The sequence below is a fragment of the Pseudomonas sp. FG43 genome, assembly GCF_057809175.1.
The window spans coordinates 1-12,242 of sequence record NZ_JBMDJL010000032.1; the positions used below are offsets into that span (position 1 = coordinate 1).

General features: G+C 57.1%; 8 protein-coding genes and 1 pseudogene. 5 read left to right on the forward strand and 4 right to left on the reverse strand.

Annotated features, from left to right (window positions below; translation table 11 throughout):
- Window positions 1–187 precede the first annotated feature (187 nt).
- Entirely contained in the window at window positions 188–1,066 is an 879-nt protein-coding gene (locus tag ACODS3_RS25830) for an MBL fold metallo-hydrolase (protein WP_304574520.1), read from the reverse strand.
- Between the two features lie 106 nt (window positions 1,067–1,172).
- On the opposite strand from ACODS3_RS25830, the gene ACODS3_RS25835 reads away from it, so the two are divergent.
- Both ACODS3_RS25835 and ACODS3_RS25840 read left to right on the forward strand, forming a co-directional pair.
- Window positions 1,173–2,075, forward strand: a complete 903-nt coding sequence (locus ACODS3_RS25835) for a LysR family transcriptional regulator (protein WP_489036872.1) — start codon at window positions 1,173–1,175, stop codon at window positions 2,073–2,075.
- Window positions 2,076–2,249: 174 nt separating this feature from the next.
- A pseudogene (locus ACODS3_RS25840) lies at window positions 2,250–3,005 on the forward strand (DUF2242 domain-containing protein); the annotation flags it as partial.
- Between the two features lie 85 nt (window positions 3,006–3,090).
- Here ACODS3_RS25840 and ilvA read toward each other — a convergent pair.
- The 3 genes from ilvA to ACODS3_RS25855 all read right to left on the reverse strand — a co-directional run bounded on the left by ilvA (window position 3,091) and on the right by ACODS3_RS25855 (window position 7,320).
- Window positions 3,091–4,614 carry a threonine ammonia-lyase, biosynthetic gene (gene ilvA / locus ACODS3_RS25845; RefSeq protein ID WP_489036874.1) on the reverse strand — a complete coding sequence of 508 codons (1,524 nt, stop codon included), beginning with the start codon at window positions 4,612–4,614 and terminating at the stop codon, window positions 3,091–3,093.
- A gap of 517 nt (window positions 4,615–5,131) precedes the next feature.
- The gene (locus ACODS3_RS25850) at window positions 5,132–6,172 is read right to left on the reverse strand and encodes an AraC family transcriptional regulator (RefSeq protein WP_201018376.1); all 1,041 of its coding nucleotides are present in this window, start codon (window positions 6,170–6,172) and stop codon (window positions 5,132–5,134) included.
- A gap of 2 nt (window positions 6,173–6,174) precedes the next feature.
- Window positions 6,175–7,320 carry a nitrilase-related carbon-nitrogen hydrolase gene (locus ACODS3_RS25855; protein WP_201018377.1) on the reverse strand — a complete coding sequence of 382 codons (1,146 nt, stop codon included), beginning with the start codon at window positions 7,318–7,320 and terminating at the stop codon, window positions 6,175–6,177.
- A 359-nt stretch (window positions 7,321–7,679) separates the two neighbouring features.
- Between ACODS3_RS25855 and ACODS3_RS25860 the strand changes: the two genes are divergently transcribed.
- From ACODS3_RS25860 to ACODS3_RS25870, 3 genes are all read left to right on the forward strand, one after another.
- Entirely contained in the window at window positions 7,680–9,716 is a 2,037-nt protein-coding gene (locus ACODS3_RS25860; RefSeq protein ID WP_489036877.1) for an oxidoreductase, read from the forward strand.
- A gap of 350 nt (window positions 9,717–10,066) precedes the next feature.
- Window positions 10,067–11,956, forward strand: coding sequence for an S-type pyocin domain-containing protein (locus ACODS3_RS25865; RefSeq protein ID WP_489036879.1), 1,890 nt, complete (start codon window positions 10,067–10,069; stop codon window positions 11,954–11,956).
- Window positions 11,949–12,212 carry a bacteriocin immunity protein gene (locus ACODS3_RS25870; RefSeq protein ID WP_201018380.1) on the forward strand — a complete coding sequence of 88 codons (264 nt, stop codon included), beginning with the start codon at window positions 11,949–11,951 and terminating at the stop codon, window positions 12,210–12,212. Before ACODS3_RS25865 ends, ACODS3_RS25870 begins: the two co-directional genes overlap by 8 nt.
- The last annotated feature ends 30 nt before the right edge of the window (window positions 12,213–12,242 follow it).

Consider the following 12,242-nt stretch of genomic DNA (forward strand, 5'->3'; position numbering starts at 1 on the left):
ATACCGGCCTGTCACGCCGGGGGTCGCGGGTTCGAGTCCCGTCCGCTGCGCCATACAAAGCTTCAAGGCATTGAACTCCTTGAAGCAAAAGAAAAAGCGATCTTAACCGGTCGCTTTTTTTTTGCCTGCGATTTATGCAAAAAAAGCTGCGCTCATTACAAGCGCAGCTTTGTCATTCAACTCTTGTTCACCACTTCATTTCGCCTTTGGCTACTTTGGCACTGAGTTCCAGTGAAGACTCCTCACCCAGTTTCGGGTAATGAGTTTTCATTGCCTGGATCAGCGCTGCGGAATCCTTGGCCTTGGCGGTTTCTGCATCGAAGGTCTTGATGTAGTTCGCGGTAAAGGCGGGTGCCTGTTCCGACTTGAGTTCACCCGGCAGGAAGTGGCCGGGAACGATGGTTGCGGGCTTCAGTTTCTCGATGGTGGCCAGGGTTGCCAGCCAGTCCTGATGCGATTTGGCACTTTGAGTGTCGGCCATCCACACATGGATGTTGTTGGCCAGCACCACGCCACCGATCACTGCCTTGATGGAAGGTACCCATACGAATGTCCGGTCAGGCTGCGGGCCGTCAAGGCCGACGATCTGCAGGTCCTGGCCTTCAAGCTTCAGGCTGCTGCCCTGAATGACTTCGGGAACGATGATCTTGCTCGGTGCGCCAGCGCCCAGCTTCGGTCCCCAATAGGCCAGTTTGCCGTCCTTGGTTTCCTTGATGTGAGCGACGGTTTCAGCACTGGCCACTACCTTGGCCTTTGGGTAGGCCTCGGTAATGGCTTGCAGGCCGAAGTAATAATCCGGGTCGCCATGGCTGATGTAGATGGTGGTGAGGTTCTTGCCGCTTTTACGGATCTTCTCCACGACCTGCTCGGCCTGTGTTGTGGAAAATTGTGCATCGACCAGGATTGCATCTTTCTCGGCTGTGACCAGCACCGACGACACCGGGAAGATCCCCTCTGCTCCTGGGTTGTAGACATCCAGCTTCAATGGCTGTGCTGCCAGGCTGGTGCCGGCGAAGCCGAGCAGGGCGATGCTGGCAACAAAGCGTCGTGCAAATAGCGGTAGCATGAAAATCTCCATCCGGGCTGTATTAAGAGAAGTCCAGATTAGTTGAGATTTATAGACTGAAAAACGCTAGATTAGGCCCATATTTGTTGCTGAAACCGGTCGAATAATGGACAAATTGCAGGCCATGCAAGCTTTCGTCACGGTCGTTGATTGCGGCAGCCAGACTGCGGCTGCCGACAAACTCGGGTTGTCGCGGCCTGTCATTTCAAGATTCCTGGCCGAGCTTGAAGAGTGGACCGGTGCCCGGCTGATGCACCGCACCACCAGACGCCTGAACCTTACTGCCGCTGGCGCCGAGGTTTTGCCGTTGTGCCGGCGGATGCTCGATTTGGCGGAAGACATGCGTGCCGTCGTGGCAGCGCCCGAGGATGAGCCCAAAGGCTTGCTGCGCATCACCTCCAGCACGTCCTTTGGGCAGGCTCAGCTCACCCAGGCCGTCACTGAGTTCGTTGGCCGCTACTCGCAGGTGCGTGTCGACATGGTGTTGCTTGATCGCACGGTGAATCTGGTCGATGAGCGCCTCGACCTGGCGATTCGCATTACCAACGACCTGGACCCGAATCTGATTGCCCGCCGCCTGACGACCTGCCGCTCTGTGGTCTGTGCATCGCCTGCTTATCTGCAGGCGCATTCCGGACCTAAAAGTATTGAAGACCTGGCTCTGCATAACTGCCTGACCCATTCCTACCACAGCAGCAGCCTGTGGCATTTCACCCGCAAGGGTTTGCCGTGCAGCGTTGCGGTACAGGGCAACCTCAGTACCAATGACTCGATCACCACCATGCAGGCTGCGCTTTGCGGAGCGGGTATTGCGCTGCTCCCCACCTATCTGGCGGCGCCGCTCATGCAGGACGGCAGGCTGATACCCCTGCTGACCCACTACCAGCCAATGGAGCTGAGCATTTACGCGGTCTACACCTCCCGAAAACACATGTCATCGGCATTGCGGGCACTGCTGGACTTCCTCGCCGAACGCTTTGCGCCTGAACCGGTGTGGGATCGGGGTTGAAAGGCACCTGATCAAGCGTTTGTGGCTGATTGCAAAGCCCCGACACGAAAAAATCGTCATTTGTATCAGCATCTTTTCACTGTCTGCGTTGATCCTGCGCTGGCCTTGTTGCAGACTTACCGACGTTTCCCCGGTCTGCAGTTCTGCTGACAGTTATCTTCCCCAGGATCCTCGATGTTTAAGTTACTGAGCTTTCGTACTGCGTGCTGGACGTCCGTCCTGCTGGTTATTGCTGGCTGTTCGTCTCCCAAGCAGGCTGTCTACGATCATGAGCATTTCGATGATGCAGGGACTTTTTCCAGAAGTTACCCGGCCAGCGATGATTCGTCCTGTGAGGCCGGACGGCGTGCGTTGCTCAGCCAGGGCTATATCATTACCAGCAATGACCCGAAAATGATCAGCGGTCGCAAGAGCTTCCAGCAGACGGGCGAGACTCATATCGAGATCAGTTTCAACCTTGTCTGTGCGGCCGATGTCGGTGGTGGCGGTTCGACCATGTTCGCCAACGCTTTGCAGGACCGTTATGCGCTGAAGAAAACCAACAACTCGGCCAGTCTGGGGGTAGGCGTGCTGGGTTCGGTATCGATGCCGATCGGCTCGACCGACGATTCGATGGTCAAGGTGGCCAGCGAGACGGTTGCTTCGGCCAAGTTCTATGAGCGCTTTTTCGGGCTGGTGGAAAATTTCCTGCCTCCAGAAGTGAAGCAGGCTGCGCATATCGTCGAGAAACCCAAGGCTGATCTGGGCGTGCCGGAAGCGGCTCCCGCTTCCGCTCCTGCACCGGCTCCAGTTCCGGCACCGGTTCCCTTGGCGCCTCAACCGGTCGAGGCTGAGCCGAAAGCCGAAACGGTACCGCCAGAGTCCCCGGCTACACCTGTCAGCAGCGAACCAGTTGCAGCACCTGCGGAGCCAGCGGCATTCAGCGCTGAAGATCAGTAACCCCCGTAGGAGCGAATCGGGCGGCGCTCCGCTCATTCGCGAAAGGCTTCGCGAATGAATTCGCTCCTACGATCGTTTATCCCAGAAACAGCTTGTACGCCGGATTCTGGCTCTCATCCCAATACGGATAGCCAATCTCCTCCAGCGCTGCGCCCACCAGATGCCGCTCCTCTTCCGGCACCACCAGCCCGGCCACTACGCGACCATCGGCGGCGCCGTGGTTGCGGTAGTGGAACATCGAGATGGTCCAGCGCCCGCCCAGTTTGTTGAGGAAGTTGAACAGCGCGCCCGGCCGTTCCGGGAACTCGAAGCGCAGCACCACTTCATCATCCACCCGCTCGGCATGCCCGCCGACCATATGCCGGATATGCAGCTTGGCCAGTTCGTTATCGGTCAGGTCCAGCACCGGGAAGCCTTGCTCCGTCAGGCTGGCGATCAGGGCGCTGCGTGGGTCAGTATCCGGGTGGGTCTGCACGCCGACAAAGATGTGGGCTTCGCGGTCGGTGTGGTAGCGATAGTTGAACTCGGTGATCTGGCGCTTGCCGATGGCCTGGCAGAACGCCTTGAAGCTGCCCGGCTGTTCGGGGATGGTCACGGCGATGATGGCTTCGCGGCCTTCACCCAGTTCGGCGCGCTCGGCCACATGGCGCAGGCGGTCGAAGTTGACGTTGGCGCCGGAGTCGATGGCCACCAGCGTCTGGCCGCTGATGCCACGTTGCTCGACATATTTCTTGATCCCGGCCACACCCAGCGCACCGGCCGGTTCGGTGATGGAGCGGGTGTCGTCGTAGATGTCCTTGATGGCTGCGCAGATTTCGTCGGTGCTGACGGTGATGACTTCATCGACGTAGTGACGACAGACCTCAAAGGTGTGATGGCCGATCTGCGCCACCGCCACGCCATCGGCAAACAGTCCGACCTGATTCAGCACCACACGCTCACCGGCAGCCATGGCGACTTGCAGGCAGTTGGAGTCGTCCGGCTCGACGCCGATGACCTTGATGTCCGGGCGCAAGTATTTGACGTAAGCGGCAATGCCCGCAATCAGACCGCCACCGCCCACCGGGACGAAAATGGCGTCCAGCTGGCCCGGTTGCTGACGCAGGATTTCCATGGCCACCGTGCCTTGCCCGGCAATGGTGTCAGGATCGTCGTACGGATGGATGTAGACGAAGCCCTGTTCGTCCACCAGCTTGAGCGAGTAGGCCAGCGCCTCGGGGAACGAATCACCGTGCAGCACCACTTGCGCGCCCCGTGAGCGCACACCCTCGACCTTGATCTCAGGCGTGGTCTTGGGCATGACGATGGTCGCCTTGATACCCAATACTTTCGCCGCCAACGCCAGGCCTTGCGCATGGTTGCCCGCCGAGGCCGTGACCACGCCACGCGCCAGCTCTTCGGGGCTCAATTGCGCCAGCTTGTTATAGGCGCCACGAATCTTGAAGGAGAACACCGGTTGCAGGTCTTCGCGCTTGAGCAGCACCTGGTTGGACAGCCGCTCGGAAAGCTGGCGAGCGCCCTGCAACGGGGTTTCTACGGCGACGTCATAGACGCGGGACGTGAGGATCTTGCGGGCGTAGTGGTTGAGCAGATCGGTCATCGCGTCAACCCCTTGGGCTGGGTCAGGATGATCAGGTTCGAGGACAGGCGAAGGGCGATAGAGCGAAGGATGATGATCATGTCTGACTCCTGGTTCTGAAAGTAGCCCGGGAGACAGAAGAAACCCGCCTCCAGGGCGGGTTTTTTGCAAACGTCGGCTAACCCGCCATGACTGGAATGACGGTAATAATAATCTGGCCGAAGAATTGCTTGATTGGGTTCATGGGCTGGAGGTTATGGCGGGAGGTGTTGCCAAGTCAAGGGTGAATTGAGCGGAAGACGAATGCGCTAAATTGATTTGCGCAGCGCTCGTATTTTTATAAGACGTAACATTTTTATTCATATTGGCACTTTACTGTGGTGCCTGTGGTCAGTTATCTCAGTGTTTCCAACCAGGCAATCAATCACCCAAAAGGACTGAAAAGATGGACGAATATCAAGAAGAACTGCTGGAATCCCGCGCCTTTGAGCTGGACCCGCTGGAACCCGCCGACGACGCTACCGAACTGTGAGGGGCGTCAGGCGCTTTGACGCTGGCTGCGGCGAAACTCTCCTGGAGTCTGGCTGTTCCAGCGTTTGAAGGCGCGTTGAAAGGCTTCGGCCGAGGCAAAACCCAGCAGATACGCGATCTCGCCGAACGCCAGTTCAGTGTCGCGGATGTAAGTCATCGCCAGATCACGGCGAGTGTCATTGAGGATGGTGCGAAAGCGGGTGCCTTCATCGGCCAGTTTTCGGCGCAGTGTCCAGGTCGGCAGCTTGAGCCGGGCTGCGATCTCTTCCAGATCAGGTTCCCTTCCTCCGTTCAATAACGGCCCCAGCAACTGAATGATGCGTTCGCGCAGGCTGCGGGTGCGGGTCAGTTGTTCCAGTTCCTTTTCACACAATTGCAGCAAGTGCTGCCAGGTGCTTGGGCAGTGTTCAGGGTTGCGCAGCGCCAGGCTTGTCTGATCCAGACGCAATTGATTGGTCGCCGCGCCAAAGATCACCGGGTTGTCGCTCAGCAAGCTGTAGTCGGCTGCATATTCAGGCGCTTCGAATTCGATCTCGACCCTTTGAGCACGTACGGGGCTGGCGGCCAGAGCTGACAGGTGGCTGATCCAGGCACAAAGGATCGAGTCCACCACAAAGCGGTTGTAGGTGTTGTAGGGGCTGATGGAATAGAAGCGCAGCCAGGCACCTTCTGCGTCCTCATGAAAACTCGACTGACCGCGATAGTTGGAGCCATACAGCGCTTCGAAACGGCTCAGAACCCGGGCAGCCTCGCGCACGGTCGGTGCCTGTGCTGCCGTGACACCAGCCAGTCCGAGCTGGCTGAGGCGGCTGAGCTGTCCCATGCGCAAGCCCAGCCCCGGTTGGCCGGTAAGCTGGATGGCCGCATGGCCCAGACGCATGTAGCGCGGGATAGACAGGCGTGCGCCTGCTTCGCTCAGGCGCGCCGTGTCCAGGCCGTATTGTTCCAGAAGCGGGGCAGGGTCCTGACCGAAACTGCGCACGGCGTCGCCCATGCTCTGGATAAAGCCCACTGAAAGATCCCCGAGGCGCAGCGTCAGGTCAGGCATGGTCAGAGCCAGATATTGATCAGACGGGCGCCGCTCATGGCGCGGTTTTCCAGAAGCTGCTCGCCGATGATCTGCCCGTTGTGGCTGGCAAAACCTTGCCCGGAGCTGCCCTGGTTCCAGAACTGCCCGTGCAGGAACACACTGATACCGGCCCGGGCATTGCTGTCGGGTGTGCGGCCGGTCAGGGTCAGTTGGCGCCAGGCTTCGCCTTCGCTGATCGTGCCGGGTTTGAGGTCGGTGTCAGGGTTTTCACTCTTGTCCCAGAATCCGCGCCACGGGCTGGCCCAGCTACTTTTGCCGGGAACGAAGGCTGGCACCGCAATCAGCTCGGCGCCGTCAGCATTCAGGCGTGCGTAATTGCCCGGATACCAGCTGTCGCTGCCGATCAGCACTGCCAGACGACCTGCCGGGGTGTCGATGACGTTCAAGGGCGCACTGGCTGCTGTCTCGACATAATCGTGCTGGTAAGGGCTCGCAAACAATTGGCGTTGAGGCGGGCCGAGTGGCATGCCGTCGCTGCCAAACACAAGGCTGCTGTTATACAGTGCGCCATTGCCGATCCGCAGTTGACCCGCTTCGACACGCGGCTCCGGCAGCACGATGCTGCCAGCCACCAGGGTGACGCCAAACTCCTTGGCCAGGCCGCCGAACAGGGTTTGATAGTCCCGCGCCATGCTGTTCGCCTTCATGCGCAGATAAGCATCCTCCAGCCGATTCTCGCCGGTGGCTTGAGTGAAGGCCTCAATGAATTTCAGCGGGTTGCTCCAAGGCAGCCAACTCATGGCTTCATCCCGGTCGCTGGCCTGAAAGAGCTGGTTTTTCTCTCCTGAAACAAACAGCCAGGTGCCCACATGTTCCGGCAGGACAACGATGGTCCGGGTATTGATCAGGCCCAGTTCACGGGCATGTTGCAGGTAGGCCGCCAGCTTGCGGTGCAGACGCCCGGGGTTCTGGTAGTCGGTGGGGAACAGCTCGGGCTCGACCCCCAGCAGGTTGCCGCGCTCACCGGGCTGGCCTTCGTTGATGACCAGACGAATGCGCAGGTCGGACAGGTAATGTCCCTGCGCACGTTGCCCGGTCCACAGGCCATAACTGACAAGGGTTGCGATACTCGCCAGGATTAGGCAGATACCGAAGAATTTACGCATAAGGTGCTGTTGATCCAAGGCCAGGACAGGACACTAGGCTTTGTACGATAAGTGGCTGCGCTCGGTGATGCTGCGTTAAAAACAGGCTCGGAATGCTCATTTACACCAGTAAAGTCGGGCGCGACTCCGACCGTTCCTCGCCTGTTTTTGCCTTGCCTGACCTTCGCTCGCCGACTTTCGTACAGAGCCTAGCCTGCCTGCACGTTTGGATCAATAACTTGTCACTTTCGGTCATTGAGCGAGGCGGGTCGGCTCTTTACTGTTTGTGCCATGAACGGGTCATACAACGAGCCCGCAATAGAACAAGAGGACGCATAGATGTCCTCGCTTTTCCGTGATGAAACCGATGGAGCGCTCCCATGACTGCCACTCGCTATCCGCACCTGCTGGCCCCGCTGGACCTGGGTTTCACGACTCTGCGCAACCGGACCCTGATGGGCTCGATGCATACCGGTCTTGAGGAAAGGCCCGGAGGTTTCGAGCGCATGGCGGCGTACTTCGCCGAGCGTGCCCGTGGCGGCGTGGGGCTGATGGTCACCGGCGGTATTGCGCCGAACAAGGAAGGCGGGGTCTACAAGGGCGCTGCAAAACTGACCACGCCTGAAGAAGCCGAGCAACATCGCATCGTCACTGAAGCGGTTCACGAAGCTGGCGGCAAGATCTGTCTGCAGATCCTGCATGCTGGCCGTTACGCCTACAGCCCCGAGCAAGTCGCTCCCAGCGCCATTCAGGCACCGATCAATCCGTTCACGCCGCGAGAGCTGGACGAAGAGGGCATAGAAAAGCAGATTCAGGACTTTGTGACCTGCTCGACCCTGGCTCAGAGCGCTGGTTATGACGGCGTTGAAGTCATGGGTTCGGAAGGCTATTTCATCAACCAGTTCCTGGTCGCACAGACCAACCACCGCACCGACCGTTGGGGTGGCAGCTACGAAAATCGCATGCGTCTGCCGGTGGAAATCGTGCGCCGGGTGCGTGAAGCTGTCGGGTCTGAGTTCATCATCATCTTCCGCCTTTCAATGCTGGATCTGGTGGAAGGCGGCAGTACCTGGGAAGAAATCGTGACCCTGGCCAAGGCTATCGAGCAGGCTGGCGCGACGATCATCAACACCGGTATCGGCTGGCATGAAGCACGAATCCCGACCATCGCCACCAAGGTGCCACGTGGCGCCTTCAGCAAGGTGACGGCCAAATTGCGTGGTTCTGTGAAGATCCCGCTGATCACTACCAACCGTATCAATACCCCGGAGATAGCCGAGCATATCCTCAGCGAAGGTGATGCCGACATGGTGTCCATGGCCCGGCCGTTTCTGGCCGACCCGGAGTTCGTCAACAAGGCAGCGGCAGGCCGCGCCGACGAGATCAATACCTGTATCGGCTGCAACCAGGCCTGTCTGGACCATACCTTTGGCGGCAAACTCACCAGTTGTCTGGTCAACCCGCGTGCCTGTCATGAAACCGAACTCAATTACCTGCCGGTGCGGCAGGTCAAGAAAGTCGCGGTGGTGGGCGCAGGGCCTGCCGGCCTTGCGGCTGCAAGCGTGGCGGCGGAGCGTGGTCATCAGGTGACGCTGTTCGATTCGGCCAGTGAAATCGGTGGGCAGTTCAACATCGCCAAGCGTGTGCCGGGCAAGGAAGAGTTTTATGAAACCTTGCGCTACTTCAAGCACAAGCTGAAAAACACCGGCGTAGAGTTGCGCCTGGGAACACGTGTCGGGGTGCAGGATCTGCTGGATGGCGGTTTCGACGAAGTACTGCTGGCCACCGGAATCGTGCCGCGCACACCGGCCATTCCCGGCATCGATAACCCCAAGGTGCTGAGCTATCTGGACGTGATCCTGCAACGCAAACCGGTTGGCCGCAGCGTGGCGGTGATCGGGGCAGGCGGGATCGGTTTCGATGTCTCGGAGTTCCTGGTCCATCAGGGCGTCTCCACCAGCCAGGATCGTGACGCCTTCTGGAAAGAGTGGGGCATCGACACGACCTTGCAGGCGCGTGGCGGTGTGGCAGGCATCAAGGCTGAAGCCCATGCCCCGGCGCGTCAGGTATTCCTGCTGCAACGCAAGGACACCAAGGTCGGCGATGGCCTGGGCAAGACCACCGGCTGGATTCACCGCACCGGCCTGAAAAACAAGCAAGTGCAAATGCTCAACAGCGTGCAGTACCTGAAAATCGACGATGCCGGCCTGCATATCCGCATTGGTGAAGGCGAAGAGAAACTGCTGCCGGTGGACAACATCGTCATCTGCGCCGGCCAGGACCCGTTGCGCGAGCTGTATGACGGATTGGTTGCGGCCGGGCAGCGTGTTCATCTGATTGGCGGCGCGGATGTGGCTGCCGAGCTGGATGCCAAGCGAGCGATTGATCAGGGTTCCAGGCTGGCTGCTGAGTTGTAATTTTGAACTGAGTCATTCTTTTTAGTTGAAAGGCGCGCAAGCGCCTTTTCTTTTTTGGTGCGCAAATACTTTTTTGATTTAGGGTTTTTCCTACGGTTGGTTGCGATGTGTCTGATTTTAATTTTTCAAAAGTAATGGTTCATATTTTTGATTTTTTCTTGTAATAAAATGTATTGAACTTATTGTTTTATGTTGCTGTACATTTTTCTTGGGTAGTGTTTAAACAGGTTTTGTTTAGTAGTCGTTGTCCTACACATTGTTTTGCTTTCAATAATTGCATGGATGCACTTTTTATACGTGCCTGAAGCCCTGTGTTCAGGATGCTGGCTCGTTGTTTTTAAGGATGATAAATGCCAAAGAAACAAATAACACTGCCGCCTATTTATATTGGGGCGCAGCCACCGACTGGGGACTTTAGCCTTGGACGATCATGGGGAGCATCAGCGCCCTCGATACCCGAAGCCATGCGATTTGGTCCCTTTATGTATCATACTCTCCAGGATTGGGAAAAAAGCTTCCAGACTAGCCTCGATTTGATTGACTCAGTTCTTGAACAAGAACTCAGTGCTGCTCGTGGGGGAGTTTCTCAAGACGCCAATACAATCGAAGGGCTTCAGCGTGAGTTGGTTTTGCGCGCACAGCTTATGGAAAAAAAGAGAACTGAAATCCAACAGGTTTCTGCGGCGGCGGATCGATTTTATGGGACGGATCCATTGTCGTTGACTCCTAAGCAGCAAATGGATGTCGTTATCCGTTTTATGAATAGTCACCCCCGTCCTCGGGAGCTTCATGGATTTGCCCAAACCTCTCATGAAGCAGCTTATAAGCGCCGTTTTGCACAAGAAGCACTTGGGAAGTTGGCTGATCAAGCGGCTACATTGAGCGCAAGAGTGGCGGAAATGCAAAAGCAAGTAGCAGCGGAAGCGGCAGCCCGAGCGGCGGAACAAGCCAAGGCGGAAGCGGCAGCCCGAGCGGCGGAACAAGCCCAGGCGGAGGCAGCAGCCCGAGCTGTGGAACAAGCCCAGGTGGAGGCGGCAGCCCGAGCAGCGGAACAAGCCCAGGCGGAAGCGGCAACCCGGGCTGTAGAACAAGCTCAAGCTGAAACCGAGAGGTTAAGAGAAGAACAGCGACTAGAGCAGATTGCCCAAAATATTTTTCAGATCAATGGGGCGACAACTGAGGCTGGTGCTCAACTTGCTACTACGGCTGGGAGGGTCTTGGCGGCCGATGGCGCTACGCTAACCTTGCAAGCCTCTATACGCGCCTCAATTACCGCACTGGCTGAGTTGGCTGCTGGTGCAGCTTCCGGTCTTCTGGTCGGTGTGGGTGCTTTGATTTATCCATCCAGGTTGGGAAACGGCGAGTTGCCGAATCGCTACGCACTCATGCTGCCACTGACGGACCTGACAACATCGCAGATTACTGAGATAAACCACGGCCCCATTGATCTTCCTGTCCGTCTCGGCTTCAAGTCGGCGGACAGTGGGCATACGGAGATTATCGTCATTCCTGCCGACGGGGCACATGTATCGAGGAGCGTACGGGTTATCGCTGCGGCATACGATTCTGCACTGAACGTTTACTCGATCTCGACGCCGGATATACCGCCCAAGACCCTGATCTGGACGCCAATAGTCAATCCGGGCAACAGTTCTACTGCACTACCTGCCGATATACCTGAAGTCCCAGTGTATGAGGGTGCGACATTAACTCCTGTTGCTGGCAGAATTGACACTTATCCGGAGCTCGATGATGTCGAGATCGACGATTATATTTTTATATTTCCTGCGGACTCTGGACTGCCTGCACTTTACGCGGTTTTCCAAAGTCCTCGAAATATGCCGGGCGTTGTAAGTGGTGAGGGGCAGACTGTTTTCCATGACTGGTTAGAGGCATTGGCAGAGGGAGAGGGAGAGGGTGCTCCTATACCGAAGCAGATAGCTGAACAGTTACGGGGTAAGCAGTTCAGTAATTTTTCCCGCTTTAGAGAGGCCTTCTGGAAGCTGGTAGCGGATGATGAACTCCTTGTAAGTCAGTTTTCTTCGGAAAATAAGGTGCTGATGCAGAAAGGCTATGCTCCATATACTCCGAAGAAGCAAAGTGTCGGTGAGAGGAGGGTGTTTGAGATTCATCATATAGACTTTATATCTAACGGAGCTGCCGTTTATGATGTGAATAATATGCGTATTCTTACCCCTGCACGTCATATTAAATTGCATTCGGAGGTGAAGCATGGCTGAGTTGAAAGGCAAGTTAGAGGATTACTCCGAGTTGGAATTCATCCGTTTTGTGAGTGACATTTGTGCAGTCAATGCGATGAGCGAGGCTGAGCATGGGCGATGGGTTATCCATTTTGAGAATGTTACCGAGCATCCAGACGGGAGTGATCTCATTTATTACCCACAGCCAGACGCAGACTCCTCCCCAGAAGGCATCGTGAACACCATCAAGCAGTGGCGAGCTGAAAACGGCAAACCGGGGTTCAAGGCCGAGTGATCGGTAAGCCTGAACGTCACTAAGTTACAT